The sequence below is a fragment of the Enterovirga rhinocerotis genome (genome assembly GCF_004363955.1).
Lineage (GTDB): Bacteria > Pseudomonadota > Alphaproteobacteria > Rhizobiales > Beijerinckiaceae > Enterovirga > Enterovirga rhinocerotis.
Genome location: NZ_SNZR01000015.1, coordinates 46,416 through 68,044, shown reverse-complemented (window position 1 = coordinate 68,044; position 21,629 = coordinate 46,416). Strand labels below are relative to the sequence as shown.

The following is a 21,629-nucleotide window of genomic DNA, read 5'->3' as shown; positions in this document are numbered from 1 at the left end:
CGACGCCTCCGGCGTCGCTCGACCTCTCCCGCAAGGGGAGAGCGCCCCCCTTACGACAGGCCCTGGATCAGCCCGTCCTCGTCGAGATGGATGCCCTCCGCCGCCGGCACGCGGGGGAGGCCCGGCATGGTCATGATCTGCCCGCAGATCGCGACCACGAAGCCGGCGCCGGCTGCGAGCCGAACCTCGCGGACGGGTATCTCGTGGCCGGAGGGCGCGCCCATGGCCTGCGGGTCGGTCGAGAAGGAATATTGCGTCTTCGCCATGCAGACCGGCAGGCGGCCGTAGCCGGCGGCCTCGATCTCCTTGAGGCGGCTCGCGGCGCTCCCCTCGATCACGACGGTCTCCGCGCCATAGATCCGCGTCGCGATCCTGCGCATCTTGTCGGCGAGCGGCATGTCGTCCGGATAGAGCGTCCTGAACTCAGACGGCTTCTCGGTCAGCGCCACGACGCGTTCGGCGAGGTCCACCGCGCCCGCGCCGCCCTCGGCCCAGTGGCGGCACGGCACCGCCTCGACCCCGAGCCGGTCGCGGCACAGTTCGGCAAGGCGCCGGTGCTCGGCCTCGGTGTCGGTGACGAAGTGGTTCACGGCGACGACGACCGGCAGCCCGTAGCTGCGCATGTTGGCGACGTGGCGTTCGAGATTGACGAAGCCGCGCTCGAGCGCGTCGGCATCGCCGCGCGAAAGATCGGCGCGCGCCGTGCCGCCATGCATCTTGAGCGCACGCACCGTCGCGACCACGACGCAGGCGGAGGGCGTAAGGCCCGCCTGCCGGCACTTGATGTCGAGGAACTTCTCCGCCCCGAGATCGGCCCCGAACCCGGCTTCCGTCACCACGTAATCGGCGAGCCGGAGCCCGGCCTGCGTCGCGACCACCGAATTGCAGCCATGGGCGATGTTGGCGAAGGGGCCGCCATGGACGAGGGCAGGCGAGCCCTCGATCGTCTGGACGAGATTCGGCTGGATCGCGTCTTTGAGGAGCACGCTCATGGCGCCCGAGGCCTTGAGGTCGTCCGCCGTCACGGGGCGCTTGTCGCGCGTCTGGGCGACGACGATGCGGCCGAGCCGCGCCTCCATGTCGGCGAGATCGCGGGCGAGGCAGAACACGGCCATCACCTCGGAGGCGACGGTGATGTCGAAGCCGTCCTCGCGCGGAAAGCCGTTCGCCGGGCCGCCGAGACCGGCGACGGTCGAGCGCAGGGCGCGGTCGTTCATGTCGAGCACGCGCCGGATCGCGACGCGGCGCGGATCGACGTCGAGCCGGTTGCCCCAATAGACGTGGTTGTCGAGCATCGCGGCGAGGAGGTTGTTCGCCGCGCCGATGGCGTGGAAATCGCCGGTGAAATGCAGGTTGATCTGCTCCATCGGCAGGACCTGCGCGTGTCCGCCGCCGGTCGCGCCGCCCTTCTGCCCGAAACAGGGGCCGAGCGAGGGCTCGCGCAGGCAGATCATCGTCTTCCGGCCGATGCGGTTCAGCGCGTCGCCGAGCCCGACGGTCGTCGTCGTCTTGCCCTCGCCCGCCGGGGTCGGGCTGATCGCGGTGACGAGGATCAGCTTGCCGCGCGGCCGGTCCTCGAGGCTCCGCAGCCAAGATCCGTCGACCTTGGCGATGTGCTTGCCATAAGGGTGCAGGGCCTCGTCCGGGATGCCCGCCCTCTCGGCGATCTCGCCGATGGGCCGGAGGGTCGCGGCGCGGGCAATGGCGAGATCTGGGTTCATGTCGTCCTGTCGGTGCCGGTGCCCGGCCGTCTTATAGAACCCGGGAAGCCGGGCAAGATCGCTCAGCGCCGGCCGATATCGGCGATGGTCAAGGTCACGCGGCGGCCGCGATTGGCCCGGTTGACCTCGAGGGTCACGCTCTTGCCGACGCCGACGCGCTCGAGTTCGCGCGTCAGGTCGGAGAGCCTGCGCACGGCTTGCCCGTTCACGCCGACGATCACATCGCCGAGGGCGCGCAGGCCGGGATCGACGCCCTGCAGGCCGGCCTGCTCGGCCGGGGAGCCGGGCGCGACCCGCACCACGATCACGCCCTCGACGCCGAGCCGCGTCGCCATCGCCTCGTCGGCCGCGACGATGCCGATGCCCGGCGTCGGCACGCGCCCCGTCGCGATGAGGGACGTGACGACCCGGTTCGCGATGTCGATCGGGATGGCGAAGCCGATGCCCGCATTCGTGCCGGAGGGCGAATAGATCGCCGTGTTCACGCCGATCACGCGGCCGGCGGAATCGAGCAGAGGACCGCCGGAATTGCCGGGATTGATGGCGGCGTCCGTCTGGATGACGTCCTGGATCTCGCGCCCGCCGGAGGTCGGCAGGCGCCGCTTCAGGGCGCTGATCACGCCGGTCGTCAGGCTCTGGTCGAGGCCGAACGGGTTGCCGATGGCGAAGGCCGATTGGCCGACCTGAAGGTCGTCGGAGCGCCCGACGAGCACGGGAGCCGGAAGGTCGGCCCCGGCCCTGACCCGCAGGACCGCGAGATCGTAGTTCGGCGCGAGCCCGGCGATCTCGGCCCGCACCACCGCCCCGGAGGCGAAACGGATCGCGACCGAGGAGGCGTTCTGAACGACGTGGGCGTTCGTGACGATATGGCCGCTCCGGTCCCAGATGAACCCGGTCCCCGATTGCTGCCCCCCGCCTCCGCCGCCCTCGCCGGGCTGCATGTCGAAGGGCGAGCGCGCGCCCTCGTCCGGGAGCGCGACCACCTGCACGACGCTCGGCGAGACGCGCTTGAACAGCTCGATCGTCGCGCGCTCGTATTCCGCGAGATCCCCCCGCGCCGCGACGGGCCGCGGATCGGGGGACGCGAAGAGGCGTTCGATGTAGGGCCGGCCGGCGAGCACGGCGAGAAGCCCGACGATCACCAGCAGGATCGGCCGCGACACCCTTGTCCTCCGCTGCTGCGCTGCCGCTCCCGCCCGTCAGGCGACGGCCCGGATCGTCGTTGCGATCTTGTCGACGATCTCGCCGATCTGGTCCTCGGTGACGATCAGCGGTGGCGAGACGGCGATCGTGTCGCCGGTCGTGCGGACCATGATCCCGTGTTCGTGGAAGCCGCGCTCCATGGCCTCGAAGCCGCGCTTGCCGACCGCGTCCGGACGCGAGGAGAGCTCGACCGCGCCGACGAGGCCGAGGGTGCGGATGTCGATGACGTTCGGCAGGCCCTTCAGCGTGAAGAAGGCGTCCGCCCATTTGTCCTCGAGCTGCCGCGTCCGCTCGAACAGGTTCTCGTCGCGATAGACGTCGAGGGTCGCGAGCGCCGCGGCGCAGGCCAGCGGATGGCCCGAATACGTATAGCCGTGGAACAGTTCGATGATGTGCTCGGGGCCGGTCATGAAGGCGTCGTGGATGTGCTTGCGCACGATGACGCCGCCCATCGGCACGGTGCCGGAGGTCACGCCCTTGGCGAAGGTGATGATGTCGGGCACGACGCCGTAGCGCTCGGCCGCGAAGGCGAAGCCGGTGCGGCCGAAGCCGGTGATGACCTCGTCGAAGATGAGGAGGATGCCGAACTTGTCGCAGATCTGGCGCAGGCGCTTCAGGTAGCCCTTCGGCGGAGGCAGGACGCCGGTCGAGCCCGCCATCGGCTCGACGATGACGGCGGCGATGGTCGAGGCGTCGTGCAGGGCGACGATCCGCTCGAGATCGTCGGCGAGATGCGCGCCCCATTCCGGCTCGCCGCGCGAGAAGGCCTGCTCGGCGCGGTTATAGGTGTGGGGCAGATGGTCGACGCCGGAGAGGAGCGTGCCGAAGACCTTGCGGTTGGCCGAGATGCCGCCGACCGAGATGCCGCCGAACCCGACGCCGTGATAGCCGCGCTCGCGGCCGATCACGCGGGTGCGCTGGCCCTGGCCCTGCGTGTGCCAATAGGCCATCGCGATCTTGATGGCGGTATCGGCGGCCTCGGAACCGGAATTGCAGAAGAAGACGTGGTCGAGATCGCCCGGAGCGAGCTCCGCGATGCGGCTCGCGACCGTGAAGCCGATCCCGTGGGCAAACTGGAAGGCCGGCGCGAAGTCGAGCTCGGCCGCCTGGGCCTGGATCGCGGACACGATCGAATCGCGGTTGTGGCCCGCATTCACGCACCAGAGCCCGGCCGAACCGTCGATGATCGGCTTACCCTCGGGGGTGTAGTAATGCATGTCCTTGGCACGGGTGATGATCCGCGGCCGTGCCTTGAAGGCGCGGTTCGCCGTGAACGGCAGCCACCAGGCACTGAGATCGTTGGGAGCCGAAACATCGTTCGCGGCCGTGAGGCCTCGCGCACCAGACATGATCATGCCTCCGTCGAAAGCCGGAGCCTACAGGTCATCGCGGGCGGGAGGCAACGCCAGGCGGGGACGCCGAAGGCCGTGCTTGTCCGAATCGACGTTCCGCGCTGATGCTTCCCTCACGGTCGAATTCCGACCGGGAGACCGCCTCGTCATGGCGACCAACCCTCGGATGCGCGTGACGTGGACGGGCATCGCGCTCGCCGCGGCATTCGGTGCGGCCGCCATCTGTGCGTCACTCGCCCTTCTGGTGAGGAGCGGGCTCGAATTCGCGCTGGCCATTCTGGCGGCGGCTGCGATCCTGCTCGCAGCCTATGCCTGCCGGCGCGCCACGGGCAGCGCGGACGAAGCCCATGCCAAGCTGTCCGAGGACGTGACCGCGATCTCCCGGCGCCTGCTCCGGCTCGAGAACCGCGCGCCGGACGGTTCCGTGCCAGTATCGTCCCTCCCGGCCGCGCCCCTCGCCGCGATCGCCGCCGATCTCGACACCGTCACCCGGGTCGTCACCTCGCTCGCGGACGCGGTCGGCGCGCATGATCGGCGCCTCGAAACGCTCGAGGAGACGAGCGCCCGTACCATCGACGAGACCTCTCCCGCGGGAGATACATCGTCCCAAGCGCGGCATGCCGAGGTGCCGGCGGAAGGCCAGCCCCGGAGCACGCCCCCGGATCCGGAAGCCGAGGGCGCGCATGAGCGTCGTCCGCCCGCCGACGTCCCTGTTCTCGGGCCCCCTCGGGATGAGGATGCGGGGACCTTGCGGCATCCGGGCGTTCAGGCGGCGGAACTCTCCTCGCGCGAGGATTTCGCGAAGGCCGCCTCGGTCATCCTCGACCGACTGCGACGGGGCTCACCGCAACCGTCCGAAAGCCCGGACGACGAGGCCGTGATCGCGGCCATCGACGCCGGCGGCGTCGAGCTGCACCTTCAGCCCGTCGTCACGCTGCCGCAGAGGCGCACCGCCTTCTACGACGTGTTTCCGCATCTGCGCCTCGCCGATGGCAGGATGATGGATGCGAGCGAGGTCGCCGATCTCGTCCTGCGTCGCGGGCTGCGTTCCCGCCTCGACGCGTTCACGCTCGCCAAGGCTCGCCTGATCGCGCGCCATCTCGCGGGGCGGCGCAGCACGAGCCGCATGGCGGTGCGCCTGTCGCGGGCGTCGCTCGGCGATGTCGCCTTCGTCCAGGGTGCGGCGCGGCTGCTGCAGGACGGGACCGCCGAGCGGATCATCCTCGTGATCGATCACGCCGAGATCGATCAGCTGTCCGGTTACGAGACGGCGGCGCTCGACGCCTTGAGCAGCCTCGGCACGACGCCCGCGCTCGACGCCGTCCGCGACCTCGATCAGGACTGGAGCGCCCTCGCCCGGCGCGGCTTCGGCATCGCGATGCTCGATGCCCGCACGATCCTCGGCAGCCGCCCGCACGGGATCACCCTCGCCTTCGCGGAGGAGGCCGCGCGAGCCGGCGTCAAGCTCGTCGCGACCGGCATCGATGACGACGCCCTTGTCCCCGACCTGCTCGATTTCGACCTGCCGCTTGCGGTCGGGTCCGGTCTCGCGCCGCCCCGTCCTGTTCGCAGCGAGGTCCTCGCGCCACCCTCTGCCGCCGAGGCTCCGGAGGCGAAGCGGGAGGCCGCATCGCCCGTGGCTGCGGCCGAAGGACCCGTCTCGTTCCGGGACTTCCTGCGCCGCGCAGGTTGACAGCGGCCCGGCCTCACCCTAGCCGCCCGGCCATGTCCATCCCCCATTCCGGCTCGCCGCGCGCCGACGCCGTCTCCTTCGTCCAGTCCTTCGAGGAGATCGCGGAGCGTTACGACCTCCTGCTCTGCGACGTCTGGGGCGTGCTCCATGACGGCCTGAAGGCCTTCCCCGCCGCGGGCGAGGCGCTGACGCGTTTCCGGGAGGCGGGCGGGCGCGTCGTGCTGGTCTCGAACGCGCCGCGGCCCGGCGATGTGGTGACGCGCCAGCTCGATCAGTTCGGCGTGCCGCGCACGGCCTATGACGACGTCCGGACGTCGGGCGATCTCACCCGCGCGATCGTCGCCGGGCACGGCGAGAAGACCTTCCATCATATCGGGCCCGAGCGCGATCTCGGCCTGTTCCGCGGCCTTTCGGGCCGCCCGACCTCTCTCGCCGAAGCCGAGTACGTCGTCTGCACGGGCCTCTTCGACGACGAGACCGAAACCGCCGAACACTATGCCGAGACGCTCGCCGCGATGCGCGAGCGCGATCTGCCCATGATCTGCGCCAATCCCGATCTCGTCGTCGAGAGGGGCCACCAGCTGATCGTCTGCGCGGGGGCGATCGCGGCCGCCTACGAGGATCTCGGCGGACGCACCGTCACGCCCGGCAAGCCGCACCGTCCGATCTACGAGGCCGCGCTCGCCCTGGGCAGCGAGTTGCTCGGCCGGCCGGTCGAGCGCAGCCGCGTCCTCGGGGTCGGCGACGCCATCCGCACGGACGTCGCCGGCGGGCACGGCGCGGGCGTCCATACGATGCTCGTCGCGCGCGGCATCCACGCGAGCGAACTCGGCGCGGCCCATGACCGCATCGATCCGGATTTCGCGGTCCGCTGGGCGGCGGGGCAGGACGTCAGCCCCACCTATGTCATCCACGATCTGACCTGGCGGCGGACCCAAGCGAGCTGAGCACCGTGCCGGACGGATCGACCCTGCAAGTCTGCCGCGACGGGGAGGCTCCGCGCCGCCCGGGCGCGGTCGCCGCGATCGGCAATTTCGACGGCGTGCATCGCGGGCATCGATCCCTGCTCGACATCACCCGGGCGGAGGCGGCGCGCCGCGGCGTCCCGGCGGCGGTCCTGACCTTCGAGCCGCATCCGCGAGATTTCTTCCGGCCGCAGGATCCCGGCTTCCGCCTCACGAGCGAGACGGCGAAGCTGAAGATCCTCGCCCGGTTCGGGATCGACATCGTCTTCGTGCGCCGCTTCGACGCCGCCCTCGCGGCGACGAGCGCGGCTGAGTTCGTCTCGCGCATCCTGAAGGACGAATTGCAGCTTTCGGCCGTCGTGATCGGGCACGACTTCCATTTCGGCCGCGGCCGCGAGGGAACGCCGGCGCTGCTGACGGAGCTCGGCGCCGCGGCCGGGATCGACATCCTCGTCCAGGATGCCGTCGCGGGTGGCGGGGCTCCGGTCTCCTCCACCCGCATCAGGGCGGCGCTCGCGGCCGGCGACATCGCGGCCGCCGAGGAGCTTCTCGGCTATCGCTGGTTCGTCGAGGGAACGGTGCGGCATGGCGAGAAGCTCGGCCGGACGCTCGGCTTCCCGACGGCGAACATCGCCCTCCCCGCCGGCTGCCGCCTGCGCCACGGCATCTATGCGGTCCGCGTCGCGACCGCCCCCGGCACGATCCATGACGGCGTCGCCAGTTTCGGCCGCCGCCCGACCTTCGATAACGGCGCGCCGCTGCTCGAGACGTTCCTGTTCGACTTCGCCGGCGACCTGTACGGGCAGTCGATCGAGGTCGAGTTCCTCGATTGGATCAGGCCGGAGGAGAAATTCGCCTCGGCCGAGGACCTGGTCGTCGCCATGAACCGCGACGCCGCCCGGGCGCGCGCGATCGCGGCGGCTCCGCGCTCCGCGCCCTCCCTGATCGGCTGAGCGCGACGCCCTTCCGCAGCGCTGCGGCGGCTGCTAAGGACACGGCATGCGAGCGTCATCCACCGGCCTGCGAATTACGGGCCCGGCTCGCGCCTGAGGGCGCGCGTCCGGGACATGCCGTCTCGCGCCCGGCTCACGCTGCCCGGCCGCGCCTTGCGATCCTTTCCACGGTTGACGACCACGATGAACGACATGACCACGAAGCCCGGCGCCGGCCGCGAGACGGGCGCCGGCCGCGATTATTCGGAAACGCTGTTCCTGCCGAAGACCGACTTCCCGATGCGGGCCGGTCTGCCGCAGCGCGAGCCGCTGCTGCTCGAGCGCTGGTACCGGATCGGGCTCTACGACAAGCTCCGCGAGACGGCGAAGGGCCGCGCCCGCTTCGTGCTGCATGACGGCCCGCCCTATGCGAACGGCAACATCCATATCGGCCACGCGCTCAACAAGATCCTGAAGGATCTCGTCACGCGCTCGCAGCAGATGCTCGGCTTCGATTCCAACTACGTGCCGGGCTGGGACTGCCATGGCCTGCCGATCGAGTGGAAGATCGAGGAGCAGTACCGCGCCAAGGGCAAGAACAAGGACGACGTGCCCGTCGTCGAGTTCCGGCGCGAATGCCGTGCCTTCGCGACGCATTGGCTGGACGTCCAGCGCGAGGAGTTCAAGCGCCTCGGCGTCATCGGCGACTGGTCCCACCCCTATTCGACCATGGACTTCGCCTCCGAGGCGCATATCGCCAACGAACTGATGAAGTTCGCGATGACCGACCAGCTCTATCGCGGCTCGAAGCCCGTGATGTGGAGCGTCGTCGAGAAGACCGCCCTCGCCGAGGCCGAGGTCGAGTACGAGGAGCATACGAGCGACACGATCTGGGCGGCGTTCCCGGTCTCGAATGCCGGCGCCTACAAGGGCGAGGCCTCGACCGAGGAGATGATCGCCGGCGCCTCGATCGTCATCTGGACGACGACGCCCTGGACGATCCCCGGCAACCGCGCCATCGCCTACAATCCGAAGATCGCCTACGGCCTCTATCGCGTCACCGCGGCGCCCGAGAACAACTGGGCGAAGGTCGGCGCGACCTACCTCCTCGCCGATGCACTGGCCGAGAGCGTGCTCAAGGCCGCCAAGGTCGAGGCGTTCGAGCGCCTCTCCAACGTCTCCGCGCAGACGCTGGCGGAGATCGAATGCGCCCATCCCCTGCGCGGCCAGGGCTACGACTTCGTCGTCCCGCTCCTCGCCGGCGACTACGTGACCGACGATGCCGGCACCGGCTTCGTCCACACCGCGCCCGGCCATGGTCGCGACGACTTCGAGATCTGGATGTCGAACGGCCGCCAGCTCCAGGCGCGCGGCATCGAGACCCGCATCCCCTACACGGTCGATGCGGACGGCTTCTACACCAAGGACGCCCCCGGCTTCGGCCCCGACCGCGAGGGCGGGCCGGCCCGCGTCATCACGGACGAAGGCAAGAAGGGCGACGCCAACGACGCGCTCATCAAGGCGCTCGCGGCCTCCGGCAACCTGATCGCGCGCGGGCGGCTGAAGCACCAGTATCCGCATAGCTGGCGCTCGAAGAAGCCGGTCATCTTCCGCAACACGCCGCAATGGTTCATCGCGATGGACAAACCCATCACGTCCGCGCAGCTTGAGCCGCTGGGCCCGTCTCGGGTCGACAAGGTCGAATTCGTTTCAGACGAACCTTTGCTCGACACGCTGCGCAATCGGTCGCTCAAGGCGATTCAAGCGACCAAATGGGTTCCTGGCACGGGCGAAAATCGCATCACGGGCATGATCGAGGCGAAGCCCGATTGGGTGGTCTCGCGCCAGCGCGCCTGGGGCGTGCCGATCTCCGTCTTCGTCCACCGCGAGAGCGGCGAGATCCTGAAGGACGCGGCGGTGAACGCGCGCATCCGCGCCGCCTTCGATGCGGAAGGCGCCGATGCCTGGTTCGCCGACGCGACCGGCGCGCGCTTCCTCGCGCCCGATTACGATCCGACGGATTGGGAGAAGGTCGACGACGTCCTCGACGTCTGGTTCGATTCCGGCTCGACCCATGCCTTCACGCTCGAGGACGCGAAGGCCTTTCCGGCTTTCGGCGACCTCCGGCGCAAGGTTGACGGGGGCAGCGACACGGTCATGTATCTGGAAGGGTCGGACCAGCATCGCGGCTGGTTCCACTCCTCCCTCATCGAGAGCTGCGGCACGCGCGGGCGGGCGCCCTTCGACATCGTGCTGACGCACGGCTTCTGCCTCGACGAGAACGGGGAGAAGATGTCGAAGTCGCGCGGCAACGTCACCGCGCCGCAGGAGGTGATCGCCGGATCGGGCGCCGACATCCTGCGCCTCTGGGTCGCCGCCTCGAACTATTCGGACGACCTGCGGATCGGCAAGGACATCCTGAAGAACTTCTCGGAGATGTACCGGAAGCTGCGCAACACCATCCGCTGGATGCTGGGCTCGCTCGCCCATTACGACGGCAGCGCCCTGCCGCCTCTCGCGGAGCTACCGGAGCTGGAGCGGGTCGTCCTGCATCGGCTCGCCGAACTCGATGGCGAGATCCGCCGGGCCTATGCGGAATTCGATTACGCCCGCGTCGTCTCCCTGCTCTCGACCTTCATGACGGGCGACCTCTCGGCCTTCTACTTCGACATCCGCAAGGACGTCCTCTACTGCGACCCGATCTCGAGCCCGACGCGCCGCGCGGCCCTGGCGGTGATCGAGGAGACCTTCCGCCGCGTCGTCGTCTGGATCGCGCCGATCCTCTCCTTCACGGCCGAGGAGGCCTGGCTCGACCGCTATCCCTCCGAGGATGGCTCGGTGCACCTGGAAGTGTTTCCCGCCATCCCGGCAGAATGGCCCGACGCGGCTCTCGCGAAGCGCTGGGCCGCCATCCGCAACGTCCGCCGCGTCGTCACCGGCGCGCTCGAGGTCGAGCGGGCCGCCAAGCGGATCGGCGCGAGCCTCGAAGCGGCGCCCGTCGTCCATGTGGCGGATGCCGACACGCTCGCGCTGCTGCGCAGCGTCGACATGGCCGAGATCTGCATCACCTCGGGCCTGACGCTGGCCGCCGGAGACGGCCCGGCCGACGCCTTCCGCCTCGACGAGGTCGCGGGGATCGCGGTCGTGCCGGCCAGGGCCGAGGGCCGCAAATGCGCCCGCTCCTGGAAGGTCACGCCCGATGTCGGGCAGGATCCCGACTATCCGGACGTGACGCCGCGCGACGCGGCGGCCCTTCGCGAATGGGACGCGGCCAGGGCGAGCGCGGCATGAGCCCGGCCGCGCTCGGCCTCCTGACGGCCGCCCTGACGCTCGTCGCCGACCAGGCCTCGAAGCTCTATCTCCTCTTCGTCTACGACCTGCCCCTGCACGATCCTCTGCTGCTCGGGCCCTTCGTGACGCTGACGGTGGTCTGGAACCGTGGCATCTCCTACGGCCTGTTCCAGCAGGGCACGGAACTCGGACGCTGGCTGCTGACGGCGATCGCCGCGGTCTCGGCCATTGCCCTCGGTGTGTGGATGATGCGGGCATCGAGCCGGCTGCTGACGGTCTCGCTGGGTCTCATCATCGGCGGCGCGCTCGGCAACGGGATCGACCGGATGGCCTACGGCGCGGTGTTCGACTTCGTGCACCTGCATGCCGGCACGTTCTCGTGGTACGTGTTCAACGTCGCCGATGCCGCGATCGTCTTCGGCGTGGTCGGACTGCTCTGGGATGCGTTCGTGACAGAACGGCAACAGTCGCGCACCGCATGATGCCATTATCCTGTCCGGCCACAGGATTGCCCGATTGAGTCCCGATGGCAGATCCGGGGCAAAGGACAAGACCATGAAGAGGAGCGTGATGACCAGGACGGCATCTACCCGGCTCGGGCTCGTCTGCAGCCTTGCGGTTGCGTCGTTCGCCGTCGTCGGACCGGCGGCCGCGCAGGAGGGCGTCGCCTTCAAGAACCTGCTCGGCTCCATCGGCGTGATCCCGAAGGAGAAGCCCGCCATCGCCTATCGCGAGCGGGCTCCCCTCGTCGTACCGCCGAAGACGGCGTTGCCGTCGCCCGGCGCCGCGCGCCGCTCCGCCGGCGCGGGCTGGCCGAACGATCCCGACGTCGCCGCGAGGCGCGCCGAGGAGGACGAGGCTCGCAGCCCCGTCACCTGGAGCGACAGGCGTCGCAACAATTCCGATCGCTGGGTGAACATGACGCCCGAGGAGCTGGCGGCAGGCCGGTCCTCGCGCGGCTCGGCCTCCGCCCCCATCCCAGGCTCGCATCGTGGCGACAGCGCCCGCGACGTCCTCTACATGAGCCAGCAGGAGCTGAGCGCCCGCAGCTCGTCCGACAGCGACGTGCCGGCGGGCACCGAGCCCAGGCGCCGCGCGCTCACCGATCCCCCGTCCGGCCTGCGCAGGACGACGGCGGCGACGATGAATCGGGGCGAGTTCGAGCCGCGGGTCGACCAGCAGGCTCTAGACGCGAACCCGATGACGTGGCTTACGCGTAAGTTCAGAGGCGGTGACGACGAGGACTAGACCCGGTCTCAGGCTGGATTGGTCCGCGTCGGCTCCGCGAAGGGAACCCGAGAAAGAACAACGTGGACCTGAGGATTGACGCCGCTCCGATCGGCCGCCTCGAAGGTGGCGGGCCGGAGCTCTCGACGCACAGGCTGGATAACGGACTCGACATCGTCGTCATCCCCGACCGCCGGGTGCCGGTCGTGACGCACATGGTCTGGTACCGGAACGGTTCGGCCGACGATCCGCTCGGCCGCTCCGGCATCGCCCATTTTCTCGAACACCTGATGTTCAAGGGCACGGCCGCCCATCCGGCGGGCGAGTTCTCGAAGGTCGTCTCGGCCCTCGGCGGCCAGGAGAACGCCTTCACGTCCTACGATTACACGGCCTATTTCCAGCGCGTCGCGCCCGAGCATCTCGGCCGCATGATGGAATTCGAGGCCGATCGCATGAGCGGCCTCAACTTCGACGAGGCCGTCGTCGCCCCCGAGCGGGACGTCGTGCTCGAGGAGCGCCGCATGCGGGTCGAGACGGACCCGGCGGCGCAATTGTCCGAGGCGATGGCCGCGGCGCTCTTCGTCCATCACCCCTACGGCATCCCGATCATCGGCTGGATGCACGAGATCGAGCATCTCGATCGCGACGCCGCCTTCGACTATTACAGCCGCTTCTACTGCCCCGACAACGCGATCCTCGTGGTCTCGGGCGACGTCGCGGCTGACGACGTCGTGCGACAGGCGGAGGCGACCTACGGCCGCAACGCCCCCCGCGGCGCGCGCCCCGTCCGCATCCGCCCGCGCGAGCCCGAACCCCGCGCGTCCCGTCTCGTCTCGGTCGCCGATCCGAAGGTCGAACAGCCGACGCTGCAGCGCCTGTATCTCGCCCCCTCCGCGCTCACCGCGAGCGGCAACGACAGCCACGCGCTGGAGGTGCTGGCGGAGATCCTCGGCGGCGGCCCGACCTCCTTCCTCTACCGCCGGCTCGTGCTCGATACCGGCGCGGCGGTGAATGTCGGCGCCTGGTATATGGGCTCGGCCATCGACGACACGCGCTTCGCCCTCTACGCCGTGCCGACCGAAAGCCTCGATCTCGACGAGCTTGGCCGGCGGATCGACACCGTCCTCGGCGAGGCGCGCGATGCGTTCGACGAGGTGGCGATCGAACGGGCCAAGACGCGGCTCGTCGCCGAGACGATCTACTCGCTCGACAGCCAGTCCTCGCTCGCGCGCATCTATGGCTCCGCCCTCGCGATCGGCGAGACGCTGGAGGATGTCCGGTCGTGGCCGCAGCATATCCGCGCCGTGACGCGGGACGACCTCGTGCGCGTGATGGAAACCTATCTGGTCGGGCGCCGTCTCGTGACCGGGCATCTCGTCAAGGACCGGGCCTGAGGCCCGCGGATATCATGTCGCAATCCGTCCAAACGAAATCCGGCCCGGCCGAGATCATCCCTGTCGTCTCCCCGGGCGGCGTCGAAGCCTGGCAGGTCCGCTCCAGCTTCGTGCCTCTCGTCGCGGTCGGCTTCGCCTTCGAGGGCGGAGCTGCGCAGGATCCGCCCGGCCGCGAGGGCGCGATGCAGATGCTCTCGCGCCTGCTCGACGAGGGCGCGGGTCCCTATGGGTCCGACGCGTTCCAGGAGCGCCTCGCCGAGCACGCGATCGAACTCACCTTCACCTCGAGCCCCGATGCGCTCGGCGGATCGCTGAAGACGCTCGTCGCCCATGCGGACGACGCCTTCGACCTTCTCCGCCTCGCCCTCGCCGAGCCGCGCTTCGACCAGGATGCCGTCGAGCGCGTGCGGGCTCAGATGCTGGCGGGCTTGCGCTATCAAGCCAACGACCCCGGCACGGTCGCCTCGCGCCGTTTCATCGCGGAAGGGTTCCCGGGCCATCCCTATGGTCATCCGTCCTCCGGCACGCAGGAGAGCGTCGCCGCGATCACGCGGGACGACCTCGTCGCCCTGCACCGGCGGATCGTGGCGCGTTCGCACCTCAAGATCGCAGCCGTCGGGGACCTGTCCGAGGCCGCCCTCGCCCGCCACCTCGACGCGACCTTCGGCGCCCTTCCGGCAAAGCCAGTGCTGGAGGCGGTCGCGCCGACGCGCCTCGTCGGGCGCGGCACCCGCCATGTCGTGGATCTCGACGTGCCTCAATCGGTGATCCGCTTCGGCTTCGAGGGCGTGTCCTGGCGCGATCCGGATTTCATCCCGGCCTATGTCCTGAACCACATCCTCGGCGGCGGGGCCTTCACCTCCCGCCTGTTCCAGGAGGTGCGCGAGCGGCGCGGCCTCGCCTACAGCGTCGGCACCTCGCTCGTGAGCTACCGGCGCACGGCGATGACCTGGGGCTACACCGCCACCAAGAACGAGCGCGTCGGCGAATGCCTCGAGGTGATCGGCTCGGAGATCGCCAAGCTGCGCGAGGACGGCCCGACCGACGACGAGCTCGAGAAGGCCAAGGCCTATCTCACCGGTTCCTACGCGCTCGGCTTCGACACCTCGACCAAGATCGCGCATCAGCTCGTGCAGATCGCCTTCGAGGATCTCGGCATCGACTATATCCGCCGCCGGAACGACCTCGTCGCGGCCGTCGGCCAGCACGATATCCGACGGGCCGCGGAACGCGTCCTCGGTGACGGCGCGATGCTGATCGTCATGGCCGGCAGGCCCGACATCGCCTGAGAGCGCTCCTCTCGGCTAAACCCATGGCGGAGTGACGCGATGGCTTCGACCGTCTTCCTCGCCGGCGCCTCGGGCGCCGTCGGCAGCCGGCTGATCCCCTTCCTGACGGCCGCTGGTTATCGGGTTCACGGGACGACGCGCGAGCGGACGAAAGCCGACAGGCTGAGGGCGCTCGGCGCGGAGCCCGTGATCGTGGACGTCTACGACGCACCGGCCTTGCGCGAGGCCGTGGCGACCGCGCGGCCCGACATCGTCGTCCATCAACTGACCGACCTGCCCGCCGGCATGAAGACCGACGACATGGCGGCGGCGCTCGCGCGCAATTCCCGCCTGCGGGAAATCGGGACGGCGAACCTCGTCGAGGCCGCACGCCTTGCCGGAGCGCGTCGGCTGGTCGCGCAGAGCATCGCCTTCGTCTACGCGCCCGGCCCCCTCCCCCATGACGAGGCCGATCCGATCGATCCGGGCCAGCGCGGCGTCCTCAGCCTCGAAAGCCAGGTCCTCGACGGCCCCATCGACGGGGTCGTCCTGCGCTTTGGCCGGCTCTTCGGTCCCGGTACCGGCTTCGACGCGCCGAACCCCTCCTCGCCGGTCCATGTCGACGCGGCGGCGCATGCGGCGCTCCTCGCCATCGCGAAAGGCTCAGGCGCCTACAACATCGCCGAGGAGACCGGCGAGGTCTCGGCGGCGCGGGCGCGGCGGGACCTCGGCTGGAAGGCGGATGTCCGCCTGAGAGACTGAGACGCGCAGCTCAATCGAGGCGCGGCAGCCCGATCGGCCGGCCGGCCTGCTTCTCGCCGTACCAGCGCTGCCAGATCGGCATGTGATAGGGCGGCCGGGGCTGCCACCGGCTGCGATCCGTCTCCTGTTCGAGTCCGGGCCCCGTGACGCACCAGGCCGGAGGCTCCGGGTCGAGATAGACCCGCCGCCGCTGCGCCGGCGTGAGGCAGCGCGTCATGCGCTCCTTGGCCCCGTCGACCTGCGCCTGGACGGTGGCGGCCAGCGACCAGAGGCGAACGGTGCCCTCGCTCGAGGCGGTGGCGATCTGCCCGTCGGGCCAGAACCGGGCGTCCCGCAGCCGCCCGCCCTGGCCGCGCAGAGCCACGACGTCGATCCCGCTCGCGACATCCCAGATCCGGGCCGTCCCATCCTCCGACGCCGTGAGAAGACGCCGCCCGTCCGCGCCGACGCGAAGCGAGGTGATCGTGCCCGCATGGCCGGAGAAGGTCATGGTCCGCATGCCGCTCGCGACGTCCCAGGCGGCGACGTTCCGGTGGCGTTCGACGGTAAAGAGCGTGCGACCGTCCGGACTGAAGCGCATGAGGCCGGCGCTCGCGACGATCTCATGCTCGATCAGCACCGAGACGAGCTGCCCTCGATCGAGGTCCCAGATGCGGGGTTGCAGCATGCCGGCCGTCGCGAGGAAACGGCCATCCGCGCTGACCTCGATCACCTCCCAAGGCATGAGCCCGGCCGCGCGCTGTCCCGCCGGCATGGGCCGGCCGTCGATTCCGAGCGGGACGTTGCGCAGGGTCTGGAGCACCGAGCCGCTCTCGACGTCGATCACCGCGGCAACGCCGGTGCTCGACCAGGCGAGGACACGGCGTCCATCGGCGGTGAAGGCCGCCCCGCCGGGAGACGTGAAATCGACCGGGATGCGCCGCACCACCCGTCCGTCATCGGACTGCCTGATCGAGACCGCTCCCCGCGAGGACACGACGAGGCGCGCGCCATCCGGTGAGAAGACGGCACCCACCGCGCCCTTCTCCACGCCGTCGCGGGCGAACGCGGCCTCGAACTCCTCGATGATGCGCGACGAGCGCAGGTCCACGAGCGAGGCATGGCCATCGCGCCGCACGGCGAGCGCACGCGCCCCGGCCGGATCAAGGGCGAGCGCCGCGAGGGCCGCACCGCGTGCCAGAGGAATGACCGCCATCGTCTCTGCGCGGAGGTCCCGGAGCCGCAGGACGCCGTCCTCGGATGCACCCAGCATCCGCGTCCCCTGATCGAGCGGCGCCATCGCGACGACAGGCGAGCGGTCGAACGACATCTCACGCGCGGGACGGGACGGCGACAGGGTCCACAGGACGAGACGGGAATCGAAGGACGTACTGAGCGCGCGCCGCCCATCCGGGCTGAGAGCGGCCGAGATCACCCGGCTCTGATGCCCCGAAAGACGGCCGATCTCCTTCGCGGTGGCCGTGTCGAACAAGCGTATCGTGCCATCCGCGCCGCCGCCGACCAGCCTGCCGCCGTCCCGGTCGAATTCGAGCGAGGTCAGGCGCAGCGACGGATCCGACGAGGCCAGCCTCTCGCCGGTTCCGGCATCCCAGACATCGAAGCCGCCGCCGATCCCGGCCCTGTTCTGGCGCCCCCTCAGGACGAGCCGCCTGCCGTCGGGGCTGAGCAGAGGAAGCGCCGGGGAGCGGATCTCCCGCACGACGCGGGCCGAGCCGACTTCCCAAATGCGGACCGTACCGTCTCCCGGCCCCGCGGTGACGGCCCGTCTTCCGTCGCTGCTGAGGGCGACATGCTCGATGCGCGCGCCCGGCGCTTCGAGCACCGCAACCTCACGCCCGCTCTCGATGTCGTGGATCCCGACCGTTCCGTTTCGCAGGACGACCGGGATCAGCCTCCCATCCTCGCTCGGCGTGCCGAGACTGGCCCCCTCCGGCAAGGTGAAGCGCGCGAGAGGCTGTCCGGACCGGAGATCCCAGGAGGCGAGGTCGCGCTCGGATGCCGACGTGATGCGGTGGCCATCCCGGCTGAAGAGGCAGATCCGCTGCTCGCCCTCGGGCACGCCCTCCGCGCCGACGACGGATTGCGTCCAGCCCGAGGACAGGTCGACGAGATCGATCCCGCCTCCGGAGCATCGCAGAAGCTTGCCGCCCTCGGGAGCGAAGGCGAGCAGCATGCCCTCCGCGAGCGGGCTGCGCGACACGCTGCCGGCCGCGACATCGACGAGGATCTGCTCGCCGCCGCCCGACGACACGGCCCAGCGACCGTCGGAGCTGAAGGCGAGGCTCGTGCCGACATGCCTCGCGGCAAGCCCGACCTCGCCGAGGATGGACGACGCCCGATCGAGGCTCTTCAAGGCCTCCGGGACGACCGGCCGCGACCGGCCGCCGGCCTCGTCCGGCAGTGCTTCGAGGCTGAGCAGGACGGCCGTGCCGGGGTCGCCGTCGTCGAGGTTCCGGCTGGCCGCGTCCGCGAGAAAGCGCGACTGTGCGGTTAGGGTTCGGTTGCCGGCCTCGACGGCTTGGCGCTCCCGCGTCTCGGCGAGGCCCCTTTGCTCCGTCTCGGCCTTCCTCGCCGCGATCGCCTCGGTCTCGTTCGCGCGCGCAACCTGCCGCTGCCAGAGCGCGAAGCCACTGAGGAGCAGGGCCGCCACGAGGCCGCAGGCGAGCAAGGCCGTCATCTGGTTGCGCCCGCGGGTGGCGGATCGCCGACTGGCGAGGATCAGCGCCTGGGTCTCCTCGGTCGGAACCGGGGCATTGGCCGGCCGCCCGGCGATCCAGCGTTCCGCTTCCTCGAGGATCGGGGAGCGCAGCAGCATCCCGTGAGGGCCGGGACGGCCCGCCGCCGTCCAGCGGCGCGCCATCTCGCCGAACTCCGAATGCCGTCTGACCCAGTCGAGATCGGTCGACAGCGCATCGACCAGCGCCAGCACGCCCTGCTCGAATGCGGCCTCCCGATCGAGATGGATGAAGTTGAGCCGCCTCAACGCCTCGGGCACGAGCGCGGGATCGACGGCCTTGGCGACGATGGGCGCGAAGCGCTTGTTGAGGGAGCCCGCGAAATCCACCTCCTTGCGGCAGACCTCCGAGGCGACCGCGTCCGGAGAGAGCACGAAGATGACCGTGTCCGCCTTCGCGATCAGGTCCTGGATGCGCTGCCACCAATCCTCGAAGGCTTCGATCTCCTGCCGGTCGATCAGCGGCTCGATCCCGTAGGCCCGAAGCTCGGCATCGAGCCTGTCGACGAAGGTCAGATCCTTGCGGCTGTAGGAGACGAAGACCTTCGGGGCGTCGGCGGGACGATCGCTGGGTTCTGGCTGCACGGGCTGTCGTTCACGCCGCGAGGGTCGCGATCCCATAGCGCGCGAAGATGGCATCGCGCGTCACGATGACGAGATGCCGCTGCATCGCCTGGGCGACGATGAGGCGATCGAAGGGATCGCGATGATGCAGAGGGAGATCGGCCGCCAGGAGGACGTCGGCCAGGGTCGGGGCGAGGAAGGCGACACCGCTCTCCTCGATATCCTGCCACCGAGCGCGTCCGAGGTCGAGCTTGCCGAGCTTGACCTTGATCTGGAGTTCCCAAGGCATCGCCAGGCTCGCTGAGACACTGGTCGCCGTGTCGATCGCTCGGATCGCGTCCGGCCGCAGAGCGCCCTGCCCCATCGCCCACCACATCAGGGCGTGGCTATCGAGCAGGAGATTCAACGCGCCGGCTGCCCAGGCTCGAACAGCGGATCGGGATGATCGGGATCGCCATGCTCGAAGAGATCGGCCATTTCCGGATCGGGCTTCCACCAATCCGGATCGTGTTCGACGATCTCGCCCTTCCACATGCCACCCCGCCGCCTCACGGCCGGCTTCTCGACCGGGACGAGCTTCACGGCCGGCACGCCGTTGCGGGCGATCACGACCTCCTCGCCGGCGAGAGCCGCCTCGACGAGGCGCGAGAGCTGGGTCTTCGCTTCGTGGATATTGGCTGTGCGCATGGGACGCTCCTGCCTGGCTAATCTAGCTAGGCAGGAGCCCGATCACAAGGCGACGGCTCAGCGCGCGAACTTGCGGTGCTTCTGCTTGCCCTGGTTCAGCTCCTCGACCCCGAGGCGGCGCTTCTTGTCCTCCTCGTAATCCTGGAAGTTGCCCTCGAACCATTCGACATGGGCATCGCCCTCGAAGGCGAGCATGTGGGTCGCGATGCGGTCGAGGAACCAGCGATCGTGGCTGATGATGACCGCGCAGCCCGCGTAATCCTCCAGCGCCTCTTCGAGCGCGCGCAAGGTCTCGACGTCGAGGTCGTTGGTCGGCTCGTCGAGGAGGAGGACGTTGGCGCCGGACTTCAGGATCTTGGCGAGGTGGACGCGGTTGCGCTCACCGCCCGAGAGCTGCCCGACCTTCTTCTGCTGATCGGGGCCCTTGAAGTTGAAGGCGCCGCAATAGGCGCGCGCATTCATCTCGCGCTTGCCGAGATAAATGATCTCGTTGCCGCCCGAAATCTCCTCGTAGACCGTCTTGCCGGCCTCGAGCGCGTCGCGCGACTGGTCGACATAGCCGAGCTGGACCGTCTCGCCGACCGTGACCGAACCGGCATCGGGCTGCTCCTGGCCGGTGATCATGCGGAACAGCGTCGTCTTGCCCGCGCCGTTCGGCCCGATCACACCCACGATGCCGCCGGGCGGGAGCTTGAACGAGAGGTTGTCGATCAGCTCCTTCTCCCCGAAGGATTTCCGGATCCCCTCGAAATTGATCACGTTCGTGCCCAGCCGCTCGGCGATCGGGATGATGATCTGAGCCGTGGTCGGGCCACGCTCGGCGGCCTTGGCGACGAGGTCCTCGTAGCGCTGGATACGCGCCTTCGACTTCGCCTGCCGTGCCTTCGGAGACGATCCGTACCATTCCCGCTCGCGCTCGATCGTGCGCTGACGCGATTCCTCCTCACGTCCCTCCTGGGCGAGGCGCTTCTGCTTCTGCACCAGCCAGGACGAGTAGTTGCCCTGGTAGGGAATGCCCCGGCCGCGGTCGAGTTCGAGAATCCAGCCCGTGACGTTGTCGAGGAAGTAGCGGTCGTGGGTGACGATCAGGATGGCGCCCGGATAGGTGCGCAGATGCGCCTCGAGCCATTGCGTCGTCTCGGCGTCGAGGTGGTTGGTCGGCTCGTCGAGGAGCAGGAGCTCCGGCTGCTCGAGCAGCAGCTTGCAGAGCGCCACCCGGCGGCGCTCACCGCCCGAAAGGCTGTCGACCGCCCAGTCGCCGGGAGGCACGCCGAGCGCTCCCATGGCCTGGTCGACGCGGGAATCGAGTTCCCACAGCCCCTTGGCGTCGATCTCGTCCTGGAGCCGCGTCATCTCGTCCGCGGTTTCCTCGGTGTAGTTTGCCGCGATCTCGTTATAGCGATCGAGCACGGCCTGCTGGGCGGCGACGCCGTCCATGACGTTCTCGCGGACCGTCTTGGACGGATCGAGCTGCGGCTCCTGCGGAAGGTATCCGACCCGCGCGCCCTCGGCCACGAACCCCTCGCCGGAATACTCCGTGTCGATCCCGGCCATGATCCGGAGCAATGTCGACTTGCCCGATCCGTTGATGCCGAGAACGCCGATCTTGGCATCCGGATAGAACGACAGGTTCACGCTATCCAAGACCTTCTTCCCATTGGGATAGGTCTTGGTCAGGCCCTGCATGTGATAGATGAATTCTCGGGCCATTGCGGGTCCGTGTCCTAGCTCGCGGGTGCGGGAATGGCCCCAGGCGATAGCAGTCGCCGCACCCGGGGGCAAGGCGAGCCCTATCGAATCGGGCGCGGCCGGGCTTTAACGCTTCCTCAACCTCTC

General features: G+C 69.6%; 16 protein-coding genes. 9 read left to right on the top strand and 7 right to left on the bottom strand.

Annotated features, from left to right (window positions below; translation table 11 throughout):
- Positions 1-50: 50 nt before the first annotated feature.
- The 3 genes from EV668_RS19270 to aptA form a co-directional block, all read right to left on the bottom strand.
- Positions 51-1,721, bottom strand: coding sequence for a formate--tetrahydrofolate ligase (locus EV668_RS19270; protein WP_133773159.1), 1,671 nt, complete (start codon positions 1,719-1,721; stop codon positions 51-53).
- Positions 1,722-1,783: 62 nt separating this feature from the next.
- Positions 1,784-2,884, bottom strand: a complete 1,101-nt coding sequence (locus tag EV668_RS19265) for a S1C family serine protease (protein ID WP_133773158.1) — start codon at positions 2,882-2,884, stop codon at positions 1,784-1,786.
- Positions 2,885-2,920: 36 nt separating this feature from the next.
- Positions 2,921-4,273 carry an omega-aminotransferase AptA gene (gene aptA / locus EV668_RS19260; RefSeq protein ID WP_133773155.1) on the bottom strand — a complete coding sequence of 451 codons (1,353 nt, stop codon included), beginning with the start codon at positions 4,271-4,273 and terminating at the stop codon, positions 2,921-2,923.
- Between the two features lie 151 nt (positions 4,274-4,424).
- On the opposite strand from aptA, the gene EV668_RS19255 reads away from it, so the two are divergent.
- The 9 genes from EV668_RS19255 to EV668_RS19215 all read left to right on the top strand — a co-directional run bounded on the left by EV668_RS19255 (position 4,425) and on the right by EV668_RS19215 (position 15,808).
- Positions 4,425-5,969, top strand: a complete 1,545-nt coding sequence (locus tag EV668_RS19255; RefSeq protein ID WP_166652549.1) for an EAL domain-containing protein — start codon at positions 4,425-4,427, stop codon at positions 5,967-5,969.
- A gap of 32 nt (positions 5,970-6,001) precedes the next feature.
- Positions 6,002-6,916: a TIGR01459 family HAD-type hydrolase gene (locus EV668_RS19250; protein ID WP_133773150.1), complete on the top strand. Its 915-nt coding sequence runs from the start codon at positions 6,002-6,004 to the stop codon at positions 6,914-6,916.
- Between the two features lie 5 nt (positions 6,917-6,921).
- Complete coding sequence (locus EV668_RS19245; RefSeq protein WP_245513319.1) at positions 6,922-7,887, top strand: bifunctional riboflavin kinase/FAD synthetase; 966 nt, start codon at positions 6,922-6,924, stop codon at positions 7,885-7,887.
- 183 nt (positions 7,888-8,070) lie between these two features.
- A complete protein-coding gene (gene ileS / locus EV668_RS19240) occupies positions 8,071-11,157 on the top strand; it encodes an isoleucine--tRNA ligase (protein ID WP_133773148.1) in 3,087 nt (1,028 codons plus the stop codon).
- Entirely contained in the window at positions 11,154-11,639 is a 486-nt protein-coding gene (gene lspA, locus EV668_RS19235) for a signal peptidase II (RefSeq protein WP_133773146.1), read from the top strand. Before ileS ends, lspA begins: the two co-directional genes overlap by 4 nt.
- Positions 11,640-11,712: 73 nt before the next feature.
- Positions 11,713-12,405 (top strand): hypothetical protein, encoded by a 693-nt coding sequence (locus tag EV668_RS19230; RefSeq protein ID WP_133773144.1) that lies wholly within the window; start codon positions 11,713-11,715, stop codon positions 12,403-12,405.
- 62 nt (positions 12,406-12,467) lie between these two features.
- Positions 12,468-13,778, top strand: a complete 1,311-nt coding sequence (locus tag EV668_RS19225) for a M16 family metallopeptidase (protein ID WP_245513318.1) — start codon at positions 12,468-12,470, stop codon at positions 13,776-13,778.
- A 14-nt stretch (positions 13,779-13,792) separates the two neighbouring features.
- The gene (locus EV668_RS19220; protein WP_133773140.1) at positions 13,793-15,067 is read left to right on the top strand and encodes a M16 family metallopeptidase; all 1,275 of its coding nucleotides are present in this window, start codon (positions 13,793-13,795) and stop codon (positions 15,065-15,067) included.
- A gap of 39 nt (positions 15,068-15,106) precedes the next feature.
- Positions 15,107-15,808 carry an NAD-dependent epimerase/dehydratase family protein gene (locus EV668_RS19215; protein ID WP_133773138.1) on the top strand — a complete coding sequence of 234 codons (702 nt, stop codon included), beginning with the start codon at positions 15,107-15,109 and terminating at the stop codon, positions 15,806-15,808.
- Between the two features lie 10 nt (positions 15,809-15,818).
- On the opposite strand, the gene EV668_RS19210 is transcribed toward EV668_RS19215, so the two are convergent.
- From EV668_RS19210 to ettA, 4 genes are read right to left on the bottom strand one after another with little or no spacing between them, the layout of a single operon-like run.
- Positions 15,819-19,127 carry a toll/interleukin-1 receptor domain-containing protein gene (locus tag EV668_RS19210; protein WP_166652548.1) on the bottom strand — a complete coding sequence of 1,103 codons (3,309 nt, stop codon included), beginning with the start codon at positions 19,125-19,127 and terminating at the stop codon, positions 15,819-15,821.
- Between the two features lie 10 nt (positions 19,128-19,137).
- Positions 19,138-19,512, bottom strand: a complete 375-nt coding sequence (locus EV668_RS19205; protein ID WP_133773134.1) for a type II toxin-antitoxin system VapC family toxin — start codon at positions 19,510-19,512, stop codon at positions 19,138-19,140.
- Positions 19,509-19,793 (bottom strand): type II toxin-antitoxin system Phd/YefM family antitoxin, encoded by a 285-nt coding sequence (locus tag EV668_RS19200; RefSeq protein ID WP_133773132.1) that lies wholly within the window; start codon positions 19,791-19,793, stop codon positions 19,509-19,511. The genes EV668_RS19205 and EV668_RS19200 overlap by 4 nt, the downstream gene beginning before the upstream one ends.
- Positions 19,794-19,850: 57 nt before the next feature.
- The gene (ettA, locus tag EV668_RS19195) at positions 19,851-21,503 is read right to left on the bottom strand and encodes an energy-dependent translational throttle protein EttA (protein WP_133773130.1); all 1,653 of its coding nucleotides are present in this window, start codon (positions 21,501-21,503) and stop codon (positions 19,851-19,853) included.
- Positions 21,504-21,629: the final 126 nt, after the last annotated feature.

Coding starts and splice junctions, on each gene's coding strand:
- EV668_RS19270 (WP_133773159.1), bottom strand. CDS start 1,721: ATGAACCCAGATCTCGCCATTGCCCGCGCCGCGACCCTCCGGCCCATC.
- EV668_RS19220 (WP_133773140.1), top strand. CDS start 13,793: ATGTCGCAATCCGTCCAAACGAAATCCGGCCCGGCCGAGATCATCCCT.
- aptA (WP_133773155.1), bottom strand. CDS start 4,273: ATGTCTGGTGCGCGAGGCCTCACGGCCGCGAACGATGTTTCGGCTCCC.
- ettA (WP_133773130.1), bottom strand. CDS start 21,503: ATGGCCCGAGAATTCATCTATCACATGCAGGGCCTGACCAAGACCTAT.
- ileS (WP_133773148.1), top strand. CDS start 8,071: ATGAACGACATGACCACGAAGCCCGGCGCCGGCCGCGAGACGGGCGCC.
- EV668_RS19200 (WP_133773132.1), bottom strand. CDS start 19,793: ATGCGCACAGCCAATATCCACGAAGCGAAGACCCAGCTCTCGCGCCTC.
- EV668_RS19255 (WP_166652549.1), top strand. CDS start 4,425: ATGGCGACCAACCCTCGGATGCGCGTGACGTGGACGGGCATCGCGCTC.
- EV668_RS19215 (WP_133773138.1), top strand. CDS start 15,107: ATGGCTTCGACCGTCTTCCTCGCCGGCGCCTCGGGCGCCGTCGGCAGC.
- EV668_RS19230 (WP_133773144.1), top strand. CDS start 11,713: ATGAAGAGGAGCGTGATGACCAGGACGGCATCTACCCGGCTCGGGCTC.
- lspA (WP_133773146.1), top strand. CDS start 11,154: ATGAGCCCGGCCGCGCTCGGCCTCCTGACGGCCGCCCTGACGCTCGTC.
- EV668_RS19250 (WP_133773150.1), top strand. CDS start 6,002: ATGTCCATCCCCCATTCCGGCTCGCCGCGCGCCGACGCCGTCTCCTTC.